The organism is Azospirillum brasilense, assembly GCF_003349955.1.
Classification (GTDB): domain Bacteria; phylum Pseudomonadota; class Alphaproteobacteria; order Azospirillales; family Azospirillaceae; genus Azospirillum; species Azospirillum brasilense_B.
The window spans coordinates 1-19,440 of sequence record NZ_QLKQ01000107.1 but is presented as its reverse complement, the minus strand read 5'-3'; the positions used below and the strand labels follow the sequence as shown (position 1 = coordinate 19,440).

Below are 19,440 nucleotides of genomic sequence, written 5' to 3'. Positions count from 1 at the left end.
AACTGACCTTGCGCTCTGAAGCACAACGTCAATAGGCTCGTCAGACAGGACCTAGAGCCGGCAGAGGCACCCACCGTGACAACAAAGAGGAAGACGTCGGCGATGACGGCACCGTTCCGCTCGGCAATGCTGGCCCTGTGCGCGGTCTCCTGTCTGGCGGCCCAACCCGCCACGGCGCAGGACGCGCAGAGCGAGACGAAGCCGAAGTTCGGCCCGGACGCCGTGCCGATGACCGATGACAGCGGCTATCTGCGCCGGGCCGGGGCGCCGGACTTCTGGGCCATGATGCCCTACTACACGGCCCAGCAGACGGGCAGCGCCTGTTCGGTCGCCAGCGTGGCGATGATGATCAACGCGCTGCGCGGGCTGCCGCCGCTCTCGTCCAACCGGCTGGTCACCCAGGCGCGGGTGCTGAACGAGGTGGACGACGACGGCTGGAAGGCGGCCACCGCGGAGAACGGGGACGGCGTGTCCTTCGCGGACTTCGCCGGGCTGGTTCAGAGGTCGGTGGACGCCTTCGGGCTGGACGCCACGGTGGAGGTCTTCCGGCCGAAGGACACCTCTCCGGAAACGCTGGGCGAATTGCGGCGCATCCTGGACGAGAACGAGCGCGACGACAGCGACATCATTCTGCTGGCCTACGACCAGGGCACGCTGACCGGCGACGCCACAGTGGGCCACATCGCGCCGCTCGGCGCCTACGACGCGCAAACCCGCCGGGTGCTGGTCATGGATGTGGACCGGCTGTGGTACGTGCCCTACTGGTCGAGCGACGAGAAGCTGCTGGAGGCGATGGTCAAGCCCGACCGCTCCGACCCCACCGGCAGCGGCCTGATCCATGTGCGGCTGAAGGATGCCCGGCTGAAGGGGCGGACAGCGGGATAACAGCGTTGACTCATGTTGCGGCGCAGCGCGACCGGTTGTCGCATTCCGAGACGGTCTATCAACCGAATTTTGGCTAAGAATCAACCGCCTTGCGGTTAATGTTGCCGAATTTTGAGCGAATCTTTCTCTTGTTCGCCATCCAAGGAATTTAATTTCGCTTTTTCGCTGCCATGCAGCCAGGGTATTGCTGCGATGCGCAATGCCCGGGTTCCAAGAAAAAAGCGATAAGAACCATGTCCGACGAGATTTACGAGCGGGTGCTGTCCAACCCGAAGTTCGCCGCGATGACGGCGAGCCGAGCGCGCTTCAGCTGGCGGCTGGCGCTGATCGTCCTGGCGGTCTACTACGCCTTCGTGTTCGCCTCGGCGCTGGCGCCCGAGTTGATGGCGCGCCCGCTGGCCGAGGGCATGACCTTCCCGGTCGGGCTGGCCGCCGGCATCGTCATCACCGTCTTCTGCTCGCTGATGACCGGCGTCTACGTGCTGCGCGCCAACCGCCGCTACGACGCGATGAACCGCGACCTGCTGAACGAGGTGGGTCGATGAGCGCCGCGCGTCGTCTCGCTTCCGCCGCCGCGCTGCTGCCGGCGCTGGGTGCCGGGTCCGCCTTCGCCGCCGCCATCGACGGCGCGGTGGAGCGCCAGCCGGTCAATGTGACGGCCATCGCCATGTTCCTGCTGTTCGTCGCGGGCACGCTGGGCATCACCTATTGGGCGTCCAAGCGCACCCGCTCGGCGTCGGACTTCTACACCGCCGGCGGCGGCATCAGCGGCTTCCAGAACGGGCTGGCCATCGCCGGCGACTACATGTCGGCGGCGGCCTTCCTCGGCCTGTCGGGCATGGTCTTCGCCAAGGGCTTCGACGGGGTGATCTACACCATCGGCTTCCTGGTCGGCTGGCCGCTGATGCTGTTCCTGATCGCCGAGCGGCTGCGCAACCTCGGCCGCTTCACCTTCGCCGACGTGGCCTCCTACCGGCTGGGCCAGACGCCGATCCGCTCGCTGGCGGCGGTCGGGTCGCTGACCGTGGTCTGCTTCTACCTCATCGCGCAAATGGTCGGAGCGGGCAAGCTGATCCAGCTCCTCTTCGGCCTGGACTACACCTACGCCGTGGTGATGGTCGGCGTGCTGATGATCCTCTACGTCACCTTCGGCGGCATGCTGGCGACCACCTGGGTGCAGATCATCAAGGCGGTGATGCTGCTCGGCGGCTGCACCGTGCTGGTCGGGCTGGCGCTGGCGCAATTCGGCTTCAATCCGGAGCGGCTGCTCCAGCAGGCCGTCGCCGCCCACGCCGCGAACGCCGCCATCCTGCGCCCCAGCGCCGCCATGGCCGATCCCATCGCCGCGGTGTCGCTCAGCCTCGCGCTGATGTGCGGACCGGCGGGGCTGCCGCACATCCTGATGCGCTTCTTCACGGTTCCCGACGCCAAGGAGGCGCGCAAGTCGGTCGTCTACGCCACCGGCTTCATCGGCTACTTCTTCATCCTGACGGTGACCATCGGCTTCCTCGCCATCGTGATCGTCGGCACCAACCCGGCCTATCTGGACGCGGCGGGCAAGATCCTGGGCGGCGGCAACATGGCGGCCATCCACCTGTCCAAGGCCATCGGCGGCAACCTCTTCCTCGGCTTCATCTCGGCGGTCGCCTTCGCCACCATCCTGGCGGTGGTCGCCGGCCTGACGCTGGCCGGCGCGTCGGCGGTCAGCCACGACCTCTACGCCCGCGTCCTCAAGAAGGGCAACGCCACCGAGGCGTCGGAGATGCGCGTGTCGCGCCTCGCCACGCTGGCGCTCGGCGTCATCGCCATCACGCTGGGCCTGCTGTTCGAGAACCAGAACATCGCCTTCATGGTCGGGCTGGCCTTCGGTCTGGCGGCCTCGGTCAATTTCCCGGTGCTGATCCTGTCGATCTTCTGGAAGGGGCTGACCACGCGCGGCGCCTTCATCGGCGGCTTCGCCGGTCTGGTGAGCTGCGTCGCCTTCGTGGTGCTGGGGCCGACCGTGTGGGTCAGCGTCTTCAAGTTCCCGACGCCGATCTTTCCCTACGAGCATCCGGCGCTGTTCTCGATGGTCATCGCCTTCGCGACGACCTGGATCTTCTCGGTCACCGACCGCAGCGCGCGGGCGGCGGCGGAGGCGAAGGCCTACGAGTACCAGTACATCCGCTCGGAAACCGGCCTGGGCGCCGCCAGCGCGGTTTCGCACTGACCGTGTGAAGAAAATGGCCCCTCTCCGTCCCGGGACGGGGAGGGGCCGTGTTCCCGTCAGCGTCGCTGCGCCGACTGGGAATAGACGTAGGAGTCGAAGCTGTTCTCGGCGACGCGGAACCACAGCCGCTCCTCGTCGCGGAAGGGCTTCCACGCCTCGTAGACCTTCTTGAAGCGCGGGTTCTTCGCCGACAGCTCGTCATACAGCTCGTTGGCGATCTTCTCGCAGGCCATCATGACCTCGCGCGGGAAGGCGCGGAGCTGGGCGCCGCCGGCGACCAGACGCTTCAGCGCCGCGGCGTTGACGGCGTCGTACTTGGCGATCATCCAGGTGTTGGCCTCCCAGCAGGCCTGCTCCAGGATCGTCTTGTAGGACTCGGGAAGCTGTTCCCAGGCGGTGATGTTGATCATCAGCGGGATCTGGGCGGAGCCCTCCCACCAGCCCGGCGAGTAGTAGTATTTGGCGACCTTGTGGAAGCCCAGCTTCTCGTCGTCGTAGGGGCCGACGAACTCCGCCGCGTCGATGGTGCCGCGCTCCAGCGCCGGGTAGATGTCGCCGCCGCCGATCTGCTGCGGGACGAGGCCCAGCTTGCCCATAATCTGCCCGGCCAGCCCGCCGACCCGCATCTTGAGGCCGCTGAGATCCTCCACCGTCTTGATTTCCTTGCGGAACCAGCCGCCCATCTGGGCCGTCGTGTTGCCGGCGGGGATGTTGTAGATGTTGTGCTCCCGGAACAGCTCCCGCATCAGCTCCAGCCCGCCGCCGTGCATCATCCAGGAGATGTGCTGGCGGGTGTTAAGGCCGAAGGGCATGGCCGTGTCGAAGCAGAAGGTCGGGTCCTTGCCGATGTAGAAATAGGCGGCGGACTGGCCGCATTCGATCGTGCCGTTCTGCACCGCGTCCAGCACCTGGAGCGCCGGGACGATCTCGCCCGCCGCGAAGGTGCGGATCTGGAACTTGTTGTCGGTGGCGGCGGCGACCCGGCGGGCGATCAACTCCGCCCCGCCGAAGATGGTGTCGAGGCTCTTGGGGTAGCTCGACGCCATGCGCCACTTGATCTCGGGCTGGCTCTGCGCGATGGCCGGTGCGGCGGCGACGGTGCTGGCCGCCAGACCGACCCCGGCGCTGGTCAGAAAGGAACGACGTTTCATGGCGGGGGACTCTCCCTTCCCATTCTTTTCAATTATGGGAGGGATTCTGCATCGCCGGGGCGCGCGCAACAAGAAAAAGACGGAGCCGCGCCGCCCACCCGCCGCCCAACCAATGCAACGCCGACACCGCGCGCACCGTGCTAATGTCGGGCCGGGTCAACGATGAGAGGGTCCAGGCCGGTCATGGCTCGACGATGGTCTTTCGCGGCGCTGACGATCGTGTGCGGCGTTTGGTTCACCGGCGGCGCGGAGGCGGCCGACACGGCCCTCCGATCGGCCCCCCCGCTTTCCGGCGCCGTGCCGAGGGACATCGATAGGGTGGCCTTGCCGTCGCCGATGCCGTCCCTTCCGGCGCAGCCGATCGGCAGCTACGCCAACGGCTGCATTCGCGGCGCCCAGACGCTCCCTCCCGAGGGCCCCGGCTATCAGGCGGTCAACCTGTCGCGGAACCGGAACCACGGACACCCCGACACCATCGCGTTCGTCCAGGAGCTTGCCCGCCAGGCGCAGGCCGAGCGGCTGGGGCGTCTGGCCATCGGCGACATCTCCAAGCTTTATGGCGGCCGCATGGAAAGCGGGCACGCCAGTCACCAGATCGGCCTCGACGTGGATGTGTGGTTCGATCTCGACCAGCCGCCTCTCGCGCGCGAGGCGCGGGAGCGTACGGACTTTCCGACCATGGTGGACCGGCAGACCCAGCGCGTCCTGCCGGAGCGGTTCGGCCCCCGTCAGGCCCGCCTTCTGCAACTGGCGGCGACGAGCCCGAAGGTCGCGCGGGTGTTCGTGAACCCGGCGATCAAGCTGGCGCTGTGCCTGAGCGGGCAGGGCGACCGTTCCTGGCTGAACGCCGTGCGCCCCTGGGCCGGACACGACTCGCATTTCCATGTGCGGATGAACTGCCCGGCGGGATCGACGGCCTGCGTTCCGCAGGCGCCCATCCCGCCGGGCGACGGCTGCGGACAGGAGCTTCTGAGCTGGTTCGAGCCCCCGAAGGAAGCGCCGGGGCCCCGGCCGCCCAGGGTCATTCCCGAGCCGCCCGCGGCCTGTCTGGCGGTTCTGGCCGGGAACTGAGCCTTCGTCGGTGGTGTGCGGTTTACTCGCGCATCAGCGTCGGCAGGTCCATGGCGACGCGGCCGATGTCCTCGCGGCGCAGGTCGCGGGAGGCCAGTTCCGCCCGGCTCAGGGCCGACAGCTCACGATAGACGACGTAGGCGGCGGAGGTTTCGAACCAGGCGCTCACGAACGCGCGGACGCCCTTGACGATCCCGGACAGAGCGCCGTCATGATCGGTGTGCGAAGCGGTGGTGTAAGCCATGGTGCATCTCCCTCGTGTCTGATGGAGATGATTGTATATTGGTATACCAAATACCAGATACGCAGAGTGTGCAACGCAGCGAAGCGAGAAAATTACAGCCGACTCAAGTGTTTGGATGGCGAATTGTTGCACCGGTCAGCCTTGCGTGCACCCTCCATGGACTCCGGTTGCTGGCGCACGGCGGGTCGACGTCAGAGCATTTTCCTCATGGCGCAACGCTGTGCGATGGGGAGCCCCGCCTGTTGCTCCGCATCCAGAACCGCCTTCAGCCGGGGGCCGAGCCGTGCGTTATCCAGGGTGGTGAATCCAAGTCTCTGATAATAGGGCTCATTCCACGGCACCGCCCTGAAGGTCGTCAACGTCAGGGAGGGAATGCCGTGGTCGGCGGCAAGGCGCTGGGCCGCTTCGATCAATCGCCGCCCAATGCCGCGCCCCTGGTGCTCCCGATGGACGGCCACCTGCCAGATGTGAAGAGCATCGGGGCAGACCGTCCCGTTCAGGAAGGCGGCAATGCCGAATCCTTCCATCTCGGCAACGCACGCGACGCCATCGGCGATCAGGGCGCGATGCCGGTCGTCCGACTGGACGTCGTCATCGGCGATCCACTCCAGCCCGGCCCATTGTCGGAAGATCTCGCCGGAACTGCGTTCAATTCCTGGCAGAGCAGGGACATCGCATGGGCTCGTCGGTCTTATGCGGATCATTGACGCCCCATTCCCAAGGCATGAGGGGTTGGAAACTCAGCATATTTCAGTCAGCAGACGCCGCAGCCAGATTCCGGAAGGATCGGCTTCGGTGCGGCGGTGCCAGACCAGGGAGTAATTGAAATTCGGGATCAGGAACGGCAACGGGAAGGACAACAGGCCTTGGGACAGGGCGATCAATTCCAGGCGCGATGGCAGGGTGGCGACCATCTTTGTCCCGACGATGGCGGTGATGTTGCTCATGAAACTCGGGGAACGCAGGGCGATGTTGCGGTGACGCCCGATGCCCTTCAGGAAGACATCGATCGGACTCAAGCCCGAGGCGCGGAACTGAGCGATCGCGTGTGGAAAACGCAGGTATTCATCAAGAGAAATCCCCTCGTCGATCAGTTCCACAAGAGGATGCTCCGCGCAACAGAAGCCAATGAAACTGTCATGGAACAGGAATTGCGACAGATAGGGTGATTCCGGTGGCTGAAGCCCCCAGAAAGTGCAATCGAGTTCGCCGCCAGCCAGTTGATTCAGGGTGTTCTCCCCGACGTTGACCAGTTCCAGGGTCACGTTGGGAGCGATCTGCTGAAGTTTCCGGGTAATCCTGGGCACGATGGTCAGGGCGGCGAAGTCGCTGATGCCGATCCGGAAATGCTGGTTGTCCTCGACCGCGTCCGGTCTGTCGGAGTTCATCAGGACGCGGATGGATTGGAGAATTTCCGCCACCGGGCCAATCATTGATTGTGCCCGTTCCGTCGGCACCAGCCGGTTGCGGGCGCGCACGAACAGCGGGTCGTCCATCAGGACCCGGAGCCGGTTCAACGCATGACTCACCGCCGGTTGGCTCAGCGCCAGTTGCGGAGCCGCATCCTTCACCGAACCGGTGCGCGCGATCGCATCGAAAACCACCAGCAAATTCAAGTCGATGCGGGTCAAATTCATGGCGTGAATTCCGGACTTTATAACCCTGCATTTTACTCAAGCAACTTACATGTGTATAGGCCGAAAGGAGGTCCCAAAGCGCCTAACCCCTTCGAGGAATGCTTCCCATGCTCCATCCGACCGTGTCCCGGCCCGTCCCCGCTATCCTGGGCTGTGAGGGCGCTTCCGAGGTTCCGAGGCTTGAGGTCGCGTTCATCGATACGGCGCTCGATGACTGGCAGGCGCTGGAGGCCGGGACGCCGGCCGGCATCGAGGTCGTCCTGATCGACAGCCGTGCGGACGGCATGACGACGATGGCGCGGGCGCTGGACGGCCGCCGCGACATTCACGCCATTCATGTGCTCAGCCATGGCTTCGAAGGCGGCCTTCAACTCGGCTCCGGCCGGTTCGACACCACGGCCCTGGCCCACCGCGTGGAAGAGCTTGCCTCCATCGCCTCCAGCCTCGCCCCGGATGGCGACATCCTGCTGTACGGCTGCAACGTGGCGGCCGGTCATGGACCGGACTTTCTGAAAGCGCTGGGGGAGACGACGGGCGCCAACGTCGCGGCCTCGCGGACGCCCACGGGCGCGGCGGAGCGGGGCGGCGACTGGGACCTCGACTGGGTGCACGGCGCCGTCGCCACGGAGTCGCTGCGATTCGAGGGGTATCGGGGGATCATGGCCGCGCCGGTCCTGGTGTCCTGGGTTGGCTATGTCGGCGAAAGCACGATCACGCTGACATTCGATTCGGCGCTCGACAGCAGCACCCAGCCGGCGCTGACGCTGTTCCAGGGACCGGGTGGGTTTCTCGAACCCAGCCAAGTCCAGATCAACGGAGCGGCGCGAAGCGTATCGTCGGCGGTCGTTTCCGGAAACACGCTCACGCTCACGCTTCAGAGCGTCACGCTAACCTCCGGCGACATCGTCGACATCAACTATTACGATCCGTCCGGTGACGACAGCGCCAGCATTCTGCAGGGCTCTACCGGCGAGGATGTCGCGGGCTTCTCGAAATCGGTCCTTGTTGCGTCTGGGCGTCCGGGGACGGCGCCGACGCTGACCGCGACGGGCACCACGGGGACCCAGGCGCAGGGCGATGTCAACGGCGTGGACCTGTTCTCGTCGGTGACGGCGCTGACCAACGACTCCAACCAGACCTTCACCAGCCTGGAACTGACCGTCACCGGCGTCAGCGGCGTCGACTCCGAGGGTCTGTTCGCCACCGCCTTCGGCCTGATCCCGCTGACGACCGGCACCCACATCGGGCTCGGCGCCGGAGCCACCGCGTCGGCGACGGTCAGCCTCGCCGCGGCCCAGCCGAGCGGCTACACCGCCACCGTGGTCATCAACGGGTCCTTCACCGAGAGCGAACTCGCCACGCTCATCGACAACCTGCAGTACCACAACGCCACCGGAACGCAATCCGTCCCCGGCACCGTGACGGCGGGCGACCGCGTGATCAGCATCACCGGCGTCACCGACGACGGCGGCAGCAACAACACCTCCACCCTCACCGGCATTTCCACCACGGTGACCGTGACCGCGCTGCCGCCGCCCACCTTCGTTGCACCGACGCTGACGGCCACCGGCACCGCCAGCACCTTCACCAGCTACACGAACGCCGTCGATCTGTTCTCGACGGTCACGGCCGACACCAACGACACCGGCCAGCTCTTCACCAGCCTGACCTTCACGGTGACCGGCGTCCTGGACGGCGCGTCGGAAATGCTGGTCTTCATGGTTCCCGGGCAGTCGTCCGCGACCATTTCCCTGAACCATGGCGCCACCTCCATGCCCGTCGGCGGGGTGACGGCCAGCACCACGGTCAGCGGTGGCGTCGCCACGGTGACGATCAGCGGCCTGCAATTGACGAACAGCGAGATGGCGTCGTTCGTCGACGGCATCGCCTACAACAACATCGCCGTTCTGCTGAGCAGCACGCCGTCCGACGGCCAGCGCATCATCACCCTGTCCGGCGTCACCGACAACGGCGGCAGCAGCAACAGCGCCAGCCTTACCGGCATCACCACCGTCGTCACCATCGGCGCCGCGCCGACGCCGGTCCTGCAAAGCGCCGCGGTCAACGGCGCGTCGCTGGTGCTGACCTACGACACGGCGCTCGACGCCGTGAACGTTCCGTCCACGGGCAGCTTCACCGTCATGGCCGGCGGCTCCCCGGTGACCGTCAGCGGCGTCGCCGTGGACACCGCGACCAAGACGGTCACGCTGACGCTCGCCCAGCCGGTCGCCTACGGCGCCGTGGTCACCGTCTCCTACACCGATCCCACCGTGGGCGACGACGCCAACGCCATCCAGTCCTTTGGCGGCGGGCTAGACGCCGCGACCTTCGCCGGCCAGTCGGTGACCAACACCACGCCCGACCCGAACGGCGTCCCGCCGACGCTGGCGCTGACCGCCAAGGACGGCGGCTTCCAATCCGGCCAGGGCAGCGGCGGCACCGACCTGTTCGACGGGGTGACCGCCTCCACGGTCGACAGCGGGCAGACCTTCACCGGCATGGTGCTGACCGTCCACAACGTCGGCGGCACCGGCAGCACCGAGTTCCTGAGCATCGGCGGCACCGACATCGCGCTGAGCAACGGCAGCTCGGGCAGCTTCGCCAGCGGCAACTACGCGGTCACGCTGGCGAACGGCGTCGCCACGGTGACTCTGAGCGGCATGGCGCTGAGCAACGGCGGCATGGACACGCTGATCGACGGCATCGCCTACAAGAACACGGGCTCGTCCAGCGTCGCCGCCGGCAGCAGCGAAACCCGCTCGGTCGTCCTGCGCTCCATCACCGACAGCGGGGCGTCCGCCAACACCACGGTGATCGACAAGGTCGCCACGGTATCGATCGCGAACACGAGCAGCTACAGCCCGTTCCTGACGGTCGTCCCGACGAACCCGTCCGTCACCTTCACGCCGGGAACGCCGCAGCAGGTGTCCTTCACCCTGACGGCCACCCAGGCGAAGACCCTGGTCGGGTCGAACGTGATCTTCGGGATCAACGCACCCAGCGGCTGGTCGGTGGGCAGCGCGACCCTGTCCCCGACGATCACCGGCATCGTCAATTCGGGCGACACCTTCACGCTGACCTTCGACGTGATGTCCTCCGGGACCGACACGACCGGCGCGTTCCCCATCAGCATCTACTCGATGTCCACCGGCATCGATCTCACCAATTCGGCGATCTCCAGCTCCGTCATGGTGACGCTCGCCAATCCGCCCGTCGTGCAAAGCGCGACGGTGAACGGTACGACGCTGGTGCTGACCTATGACAAGGACCTCGACGCAGCCAACCCGCCGGCGGCCGGCGCCTTCGAGGTCAAGGTCGGCGGCACCACGGTTTCTGTCAGCAACGTCGCCGTGGACGGCGTCAACAAGACGGTCACGCTGACGCTGGCCCAGGGCGTCACCGACGCGGACACGGTCACGGTCGCCTACACCGACCCGACCACCGGCAACGACGCCAGCGCCGTCCAGGCCACCAACGGTGACGACGCCGCCAGCTTCACCGCCCGGCCGGTCACCAACAACTCGCCCGACACCACCCCGCCGTCGCTGGTTTCGGCGACGGTGAACGGCACGACCCTGACCCTGACCTATTCGGAAGCGCTGGACGGCGCCGCCGATGCGGCGGGGTCCGCCTTCACGGTGATGGTGAACGGGGTGGCGCGCACGGTGACGGCGGCGGACGCCTCCGGCACGACGGTGACGCTGACGCTGGACAGCGCGGTGGAGCGCTACCAGACGGTCACGGTCGGCTACACGCCGCCGGGCTCGGGCGCCAAGACGCAGGACGTGGCCGGCAACGCCGCCGCCGCGGTGACCGGCCGGGAGGCGCGCAACGTCACGGCGGGCGAAGCCAACTTCATCCTGCTCGGCACCAACCCCTTCGGCCTCGTCGACATCGGCTCGACCGCCCGGCCGACCCTGGTCGACATCGACGGCGACGGCGATCTCGACCTGGTGACCGGCAGCAGCGGCTCGTCCGTCCAGTTCTACCGCAACGTCGGGACCTCCGCGGCGCCCAGCTTCACCTTCGTCGGCACCAACCCCTACGGCCTCGTCAACGCCACGTACGGCACGCCGACCTTCGGCGATCTCGACGGCGACGGCGACCTCGACCTGCTGCTCGGCAACGGCTCCGGCCTCACGGTGGTGTACCGCAACGTCGGCACCGCCACGGCGCCCAGCTTCACCATGGTCGGCACCAGCGCCTTCGGCATCGGCCAGGTCGGCGGCGGTTACGCCAAGGCGGCCCTCTGGGACCTGGACGGCGACGGCGACCTCGACCTGCTGCTCGGCGGCAACGACGGCAGCCTGACCGTGTACCGCAACGTCGGAACGTCGGCGTCGCCCAGCTTCACCGTCGTCGGCACCAACCCCTTCGGGCTTGAAGATGTCGGCTTCGCCTCGACGCCGTCCTTCGTGGACATCGACAACGACGGCGACCTCGATGTGCTGGTCGGCAATTTCGACGGCAACACGGTGGTGTTCCGCAACGTCGGCACCAACGCGGCGCCCAGCTTCACCCTGGTCGGCACCAACCCCTTCGGCCTGGGCGACGTCGGCACCGCCGCCCTGCCGGTGTTTGCCGACCTCGACGGCGACGGCGACCTCGACGCGCTGATCGGCAATGGCGACGGCAACTTCGTCGTCTACCTCCAGGGCCCGCCGCCGCCCGCGGCGCCCTCGGCCGTGACGCTGACGGCCGGCACCAACACCGGCTCGACGGCCGACACCATCACCGCCAACACGGCGCCGACCATCACCGGCTCGGCCGTGCCGCTGTCGGAGGTGGTGCTGTACGACGGCGCCGCCGCGATCGGCACCGTCACGGCGGATTCCCTCGGCCAATGGACCCTGACCACGGGCACGCTGGCCGAAGGCCTTCACACCCTGACCGCGAAGTCCACCAGCGCCTATTACACCGGCACGTCCGCGGCCTCGACGGCGCTGAGCGTGACCATCGACACGACGGGACCGACGCTGGCCTCGGCGCGGCTGAACGGCACGACGCTGACCCTGACCTATTCGGAAGCGCTGGACGGCGCCCAGGCTCCCACCGGCGCCTTCGCGGTGCTGGTGGGCGGCGTGGCGCGGACGGTGAGCGCGGTCGCGGTCAGCGGCCGGACCGTCACCCTGACGCTCGACGCCGGGGCGACGCCCTATCAGAGCGTCACGGTGGACTACACCCCGCCGGGCTCGGGCGCGAAGACGGCGGACGCGGCGGGCAACGCCGCGGGCGCGCTGAGCGGCCGGACCGTCACGGTGGTCGGTGATCCGACCTTCACCCTGGAGGGCACCAACCCCTTCGGCCTCGGCGATGTCGGCGACAACGCCACACCGATCTTCGTGGACATCGACGGCGACGGCGACCTCGACGCCCTGGTCGGCAATTTCGCCAGCAAGATCGTCTTCTACCGCAACGTCGGAACGGCGACGCAGCCCACCTTCTCGCTGGTGGGCACCAACCCCTTCGGCCTCAACCCCGTGGGGTCCGGCGGGGCGCAGCCGACCTTCGCCGACCTTGACGGCGACGGCCGCCTCGACGCCCTGGTCGGCACCGCCGGCGGCAACACCTACTTCTATCGCAACGTCGGGACGGCGACGGCGCCCACTTTCACGCTGGAGGGCTCCAACCCCTTCGGCCTCAGCCGCGCCGGGTTCGGATCGTCGGTGGAACTGGCGGACATCGACGGTGACGGCGACCTCGACGCCCTGATCGGCGTCGACGACGGCCACACGGTCTTCTACCGCAACGTCGGGACGGCGACGCAGCCCACCTTCACGCTGGAGGCCACCAACCCCTTCGGCCTCGGCAACGTCGGGTTCAGCGCGACGCCGAAGCTGTTGGACATCGATGGCGACGGCGACCTCGATGCCCTGATCGGCAACGGGGATGGCCAGACGTTCTTCTATCGCAACGTCGGAACGGCGGCGGCGCCCACCTTCGTGCTGGAGGGCACCAACCCCTTCGGTCTCGGCGATGTCGGGGACAACGCCACGCCGATCTTCGTGGACATCGACGGTGACGGCGACCTCGACGCCCTGATCGGCAATACGGACGGTAATACGGTGCTGTTCCGCAACGGTCCGCCGCGGCCGGCCGCGCCGGACGGTCTGGCGCTGACGGCGGGATCGAACAGCGGTTCGACGACGGACACGCTGACCAAGATAACGACGCCGACGATCACCGGCACGGCCGAGGCGTCCGCCACGGTGGTGCTGTACGACGGGGCGACGGTGGTGGGCACGGCGACGGCCGACGGCGCGGGCCTGTGGACGATCACGTCCGCGTCGCTGAGCGACGGCGCGCATTCGCTGACCGCCAAGGCAAACACCGCCAACGGCGCCTCGGCGGCCTCGACGGCGCTGAGCGTGACCATCGACACGGCGGCTCCGACTCTGACCTCGGCCGTGCTGAGCGGAACGCAGCTGACGCTGACCTATTCGGAGCTGCTGGACGGCGCCCAGGCTCCGGCCGGCGCCTTCACGGTGCTGGTGGGCGGCGTAGCGCGGACGGTCACCGCGGTCGCCACCGATGGCCGGGCGGTCATCCTGACGCTGGATGCCGGAGCCTCCTCGATCTATGAGGGCGCGACGGTCAGCTACACCCCGCCGGGCTCGGGCGCCAAGACCGTGGATGTCGCCGGCAACGCCGCGGGCGCGCTGAACGGCCAGCCGGTCCGCGTGGGCGGAGACCCCAGCTTCGTCCTGGAAGCCACCAACCCCTTCGGTATCGGCAGCTTCGTCGGCCAGTCCGCCCCGGTCTTCGTGGACATCGACGGCGACGGCGACCTCGACGCGGTGGTGGGCGACTGGTACGCCAACATCGTCGTCTACCGCAACGTCGGGACGGCGACGGCGCCCAGCTTCACCCTGGTGGGCACCAACCCCTTCGGCCTGAACACCGTCGGCGGCGGCATGCCCGCCTTCGCCAAGCCGGCCCTCGCGGACATCGACGGCGACGGCGACCTCGACCTGCTGGCCGGCAACGCGGGCGGCGACATCGTCGTCTACCGCAACGTCGGGACGGCGACGGCGCCCAGCTTCACCCTGGCGGGCACCAATCCCTTCGGCTTGAGCAATGCCGGGGGCTTCGCGTCGCCGTCCCTGGCGGACATCGACGGTGACGGCGATCTCGACGCCCTGGTCGGCAACGCGAATGGCGACACGCTTTTCTATCGAAACGTCGGAACGGCGACGGCGCCCACGTTCACGTTGGAGGCCACCAACCCCTTCGGCCTCGGCGCCGTTGGAAGCAACGCCACACCGATCTTCGTGGACATCGATGGGGATGGCGACCTCGACGCCCTGATCGGCAACGACAGCGGCAACACGGTCCTCTATCGGAACATCGGAACAGCGGCGTCGCCCACCTTCACGCTGGAGGGCACCAACCCCTTCAACCTGGGGGATGTCGGCAACAACGCGAAGCCGACCTTCGCGGACATCGACGGTGACGGCGACCTCGACGCGCTGATCGGCCGGGACGACGGCAAGACGGTCCTCTACCGCAACAACACGCCGCCGCCCGCCACCCCCACGGCCCCGACGCTGACGGCCGGTTCGAACAGCGGTTCGACGGCCGACACGCTGACCAACGTTGCGACGCCGATGATCGTCGGAACGGCGGCTGCCTCGTCGACGGTGGTGCTGTACGACGGCGCGACGGCCATCGGCACGGTGACGGCTGACGCCTCCACCGGCCTGTGGACGCTCTCCACCGCCTCGCTGAGCGATGGCACACACTCGCTGACCGTGACGTCGAGCAACGTCCACGGCACCTCGTCGGCCTCGACGGCGCTGAGCGTGACCATCGACACGGCGGCACCGACGCTGACCTCGGCGGTGCTGAGCGGGACGCAGCTGACGCTGACCTATTCGGAGCTGCTGGACGGCGCCCAGACTCCGACCGGCGCCTTCACGGTGCTGGTGGGCGGCGTGGCGCGGACGGTCACCGGGGTGGCCACCAGCGGCAAGACGGTCACCCTGACGCTCGACGCCGGCGTGATGTCCGTCCATCAGACCGTTACGATCGATTACACCCCGCCGGGCTCAGGCGCGAAGATGGCGGACGCGGCCGGCAACGCCGCTGGCGCTCTGACCGGCTATGGGGTGACGGTGCCGAAGGACCCCAACTTCGCGTTGGAGGGTACCAACCCCTTCGGCCTCAACGCCAACTCCCCCTGGTCGATCCCGACCTTCGCCGACATCGACGGTGACGGTGACCTTGACGCCGTGATCGGGATGAGCGACGGCACCATCCTGTTCTACCGGAACGATGGATCGGCGACGACGCCCAGCTTCACGCTGGCGGGCACCAACCCCTTCGGGTTGAGCAGCCTCGATATGAACGCCTCCCCGACCTTCGTGGACATCGACGGGAACGGCACGCTCGACGCGCTGATCGGCGACTTCAACGGCAACACGGTGGTCTACCGCAACGTCGGCACGGCGACGGCGCCCACCTTCACTCTGGTGGGCACCAATCCCTTCGGGTTGGGCACTGTCGGAACCGCCACCACCCCCTCCTTCGTGGACATCGACGGCGACGGCGACCTCGACGCCTTGATCGGCAACTACGACGGCAATGTGGTGTTCTACCGCAACGTCGGGTCGGCGACGGCGCCCAGCTTCACGCTGGCGGGCACCAACCCCTTCGGGTTGGATGACGTCGGCAGCTACGCCCAGCCGATCTTCCAGGACATCGACGGCGACGGCGACCTCGACGCGCTGATCGGCAATTACAACGGCGACATGGTGTTCTACCGCAACGTCGGGTCGGCGACGGCGCCCAGCTTCACGCTGGAGAGCACCAACCCCTTCGGTCTGGAGAATGTCACCTTCAAGTCGGTCCCGAGCCTCGTGGACATCGATGGGGACGGCGACCTCGACCTGCTGGCCGGCGGCGGCGGCACCGGCAACAGCATCATCCTGTTCCGCAACCTGCCGACGGCGCCGGGCGGCCTCACGCTGACCGCCGGCTCCAACAGCGGGTCCGCGGCGGACACGCTGACCAACGTCACGTCACCCGCGATCACCGGCCAGGCCCAGGCGCTGTCCACGGTGGTGCTGTACGACGGGGCGGTGGCGGTGGGCACGGCGACGGCCGACGCCGGCGGCCTGTGGACCGTCACGTCGGCCTCGCTCAGCGACGGCACCCATTCGCTGACCGCCGTGACGATCGACTCCACCGGCACCTCGGCGGCCTCGACCGCGCTGAGCGTGACCATCGACACCAGGGCGCCGACGCTGACCTCGGCGACGCTGAGCGGGACGCAGCTGACCCTGACCTATGCGGAGTTGCTGGACGGCGCCCAGACTCCGAGCGGCGCCTTCACGGTGCTGGTGGGCGGCGTGGCGCGGACGGTCACCGGGGTGGCCACCAACGGCAAGACGGTCACCCTGACGCTCGACGCCGGGGCGACGGTCTACCAGAGCGTCACGGTGGACTACACCCCGCCGGGCTCCGGCGCGAAGACGGCGGACGCGGCCGGCAACGCCGCGGGCGCGCTGACCGGTCAGACCGTCCGCGTCGCCAGCGACCCCAGCTTCGTCCTGGAAGCCACCAACCCCTTCGGCCTCAGCGGTCTCCTTCCGCAATCCAAGCCGGTCTTCGTGGACATCGACGGCGACGGCGACCTCGACGCCCTGGTCGGCAACATTGGCGTCAATTTCCAGTTCTACCGCAACGTCGGCAGCGCGACCGCCCCCAGCTTCACCCTGGAGGCCGCCACCGCCCCCTTCGGGCTGAGCGGCACGACGATGTCCACCCCGACCTTCGCTGACCTCGACGGCGACGGCGACCTCGACGTCCTGGTCGGAAACAACAGCGGCAACCTGCTGTTCCTGCGCAACGTCGGCACGGCAACCGCGCCCAGCTTCACCCTGGAGGCCACCAACCCCTTCGGCCTGAGCAATGCCCCAAGCCTCGCCTCGCCGGTCATCGCGGATCTCGATGGCGACGGCGCCCTCGACATCCTGATCGGCACCCAGGGCGGCGACCTGCTGTACTACCGCAACGTCGGCACGGCGACGGCGCCCAGCTTCACCCTGGCCGGCACCAACCCCTTCGGCCTCGGCAATGCCGGGGCGCAGACGTCGCCGACCATGGTCGACCTCGACGGCGACGGCGACCTCGACGTCCTGATCGGCAACATCCTCGGCGACACGGTGGTCTACCGCAACGTCGGCACGGCGACGGCGCCCAGCTTCACGCTGGTCGGCACCAACCCCTTCGGGCTGAGCAACGCCGGGATGATGGGGGCGCCGAGCCTCGTGGACATCGACGGTGACGGCGATCTCGACGCCCTGGTCGGCAACTTTGCCAGCCTCGTCCTGTTCCGCAACATTCCGCCGACTCCGGCGGATCTGGCGCTGACGACCGCGTCCAACAGCGGCTCGACGACGGACGCGGTGACCAACGTCACGGCTCCGGCGATCACCGGTCTGGCCAAGGCGTTCAGCACCGTGGTGCTTTACGAGGGCGCGACGGCGCTGGGCACGGTGACGGCCGACGCCAACGGTCTGTGGACCGTCACGACGGCCTCGCTCGGCGAGGGCGCCCATTCCCTGACCGCCGTGTCGAGCGACGCCTCCGGCACGTCGCCGGCCTCCGGCACGCTGACGGTGACCATCGACAGCGTGGCTCCCAACGCTCCGTCCGTCACCACGGCGCTGAGCAACAGCGCGACGCCGACCATCGCCGGCACGGCGGAAACCGGCAGCACCGTCACCGTCACGGTGGGCGGCGCTACCTACACCACCACGGCGACCGGCGGCACTTGGTCGATCGACCTCGCCACGGCGACGCCGACCGCCGGCTCGCTGAGCCTGAACACCAACGGGAGCAACCCGGTCTCGGCGACGGCCACCGACACCGCCGGCAACGTCTCGACGCCGGGCACCCAGACGTTGGTCATCGACACCACCGCTCCGAACGCCCCCGCGGTGACCTCGGCCGCCCTGACCAACAGCGCGACGCCGACCATCGGCGGCACGGCGGAAGCCGGCAGCACCGTCACCGTCACGGTGGGCGGCGCCACCTACACCACCACGGCGACCGGCGGCACCTGGTCCATCGACCTCGCCACGGCAACGCCTGCCTCCGGCTCGCTGAGCCTGAACGCCAACGGCGCCAACCCGGTCTCGGCGACGGCGACCGACGCGGCGGGCAACACCTCCACCGCCGGCACCCAGTCGTTGACCGTTGACACCACCGCACCCAACGCCCCGGCGGTGACCAGCGCGGCTCTGACCAACAGCGCGACGCCGACCATTGCCGGCACGGCGGAGGCGGGCAGCACCGTCACCGTCACGGTGGGCGGCGCTACCTACACCACCACCGCCACGAACGGCGGCGCCTGGTCCATCGACCTCGCCACGGCGACGCCGACCGCCGGCTCGCTGAGCCTCAACGCCAACGGCGCCAACCCGGTCTCGGCCACCGCCACCGACGCGGCGGGCAACGTCTCGACGCCGGGCACGCAGTCGCTGACCGTCGACACCACCGCGCCCAACGCCCCGACCGTCACCACGGCGCTGAGCAACAGCGCGACACCGACCATCGCCGGCACGGCGGAGACCGGCAGCACCGTCACCGTCACTATCGGCGGCGCCACCTACACCACCACGGCGACCGGCGGCACCTGGTCGATCGACCTCGCCACGGCGACGCCGACCGCCGGCTCGCTCAGCCTGAACGCCAACGGCGCCAACCCGGTCTCGGCGACGGCGACCGATGCGGCGGGCAACACGTCCACCGCCGGTACGCAGACCCTGACCATCGACACCACCGCGCCCAACGCCCCGGCGGTGACCTCGGCCGCCCTGACCAACAGCACGACGCCGACCATCGCCGGCACGGCGGAGGCGGGCAGCACCGTCATCGTCACGGTGGGCGGCGCCACCTACACCACCACCGCCACGAACGGTGGCGCCTGGTCGATCGACCTCGCCACGGCGACGCCAACCGCCGGGTCGCTCAGCCTGAACGCCAACGGCGCCAACCCGGTCTCGGCAACGGCGACCGACGCGGCGGGCAACACGTCCACCGCCGGCACGCAGACCCTGACCGTCGACACCACCGCGCCCAACGCACCGACCGTCACCACGGCGCTGAGCAACAGCACGACGCCGACCCTCACCGGCACGGCCGAGGCGGGCAGCACGGTGACCGTCACGGTGGGCGGGGCGACCTACACCACCACGGCGACCGGTGGAAACTGGTCGATCGACCTCGCCACCGCGA

General features: G+C 68.3%; 9 protein-coding genes. 5 read left to right on the top strand and 4 right to left on the bottom strand.

Annotated elements, in window-relative coordinates; all coding sequences use genetic code 11:
• Positions 1–102: 102 nt before the first annotated feature.
• From DXK32_RS29395 to DXK32_RS29385, 3 genes are all read left to right on the top strand, one after another.
• Positions 103–885, top strand: coding sequence for a phytochelatin synthase family protein (locus DXK32_RS29395; protein WP_114861737.1), 783 nt, complete (start codon positions 103–105; stop codon positions 883–885).
• Between the two features lie 233 nt (positions 886–1,118).
• Complete coding sequence (locus tag DXK32_RS29390) at positions 1,119–1,430, top strand: DUF485 domain-containing protein (protein ID WP_114861736.1); 312 nt, start codon at positions 1,119–1,121, stop codon at positions 1,428–1,430.
• Entirely contained in the window at positions 1,427–3,094 is a 1,668-nt protein-coding gene (locus tag DXK32_RS29385) for a cation acetate symporter (RefSeq protein ID WP_114861735.1), read from the top strand. The genes DXK32_RS29390 and DXK32_RS29385 overlap by 4 nt, the downstream gene beginning before the upstream one ends.
• 56 nt (positions 3,095–3,150) lie before the next feature.
• Here the strand turns inward: DXK32_RS29385 and DXK32_RS29380 are convergent, their stop codons facing one another.
• Positions 3,151–4,245: a TRAP transporter substrate-binding protein gene (locus tag DXK32_RS29380; protein WP_114861734.1), complete on the bottom strand. Its 1,095-nt coding sequence runs from the start codon at positions 4,243–4,245 to the stop codon at positions 3,151–3,153.
• A gap of 336 nt (positions 4,246–4,581) precedes the next feature.
• Between DXK32_RS29380 and mepA the strand changes: the two genes are divergently transcribed.
• Positions 4,582–5,316: a penicillin-insensitive murein endopeptidase gene (gene mepA / locus DXK32_RS29375; RefSeq protein WP_205215860.1), complete on the top strand. Its 735-nt coding sequence runs from the start codon at positions 4,582–4,584 to the stop codon at positions 5,314–5,316.
• Between the two features lie 22 nt (positions 5,317–5,338).
• On the opposite strand, the gene DXK32_RS29370 is transcribed toward mepA, so the two are convergent.
• From DXK32_RS29370 to DXK32_RS29360, 3 genes are all read right to left on the bottom strand, one after another.
• Positions 5,339–5,560 (bottom strand): hypothetical protein, encoded by a 222-nt coding sequence (locus DXK32_RS29370; RefSeq protein WP_114861732.1) that lies wholly within the window; start codon positions 5,558–5,560, stop codon positions 5,339–5,341.
• A gap of 191 nt (positions 5,561–5,751) precedes the next feature.
• Positions 5,752–6,264, bottom strand: coding sequence for a GNAT family N-acetyltransferase (locus tag DXK32_RS29365; RefSeq protein WP_114861731.1), 513 nt, complete (start codon positions 6,262–6,264; stop codon positions 5,752–5,754).
• A gap of 36 nt (positions 6,265–6,300) precedes the next feature.
• Positions 6,301–7,197 carry a LysR family transcriptional regulator gene (locus tag DXK32_RS29360; RefSeq protein ID WP_114861730.1) on the bottom strand — a complete coding sequence of 299 codons (897 nt, stop codon included), beginning with the start codon at positions 7,195–7,197 and terminating at the stop codon, positions 6,301–6,303.
• A 107-nt stretch (positions 7,198–7,304) separates the two neighbouring features.
• Here DXK32_RS29360 and DXK32_RS29355 point away from each other — a divergent pair.
• On the top strand, positions 7,305–19,440 hold a 12,136-nt coding region (locus tag DXK32_RS29355), incomplete at its 3' end, for a SwmB domain-containing protein (RefSeq protein ID WP_162801407.1).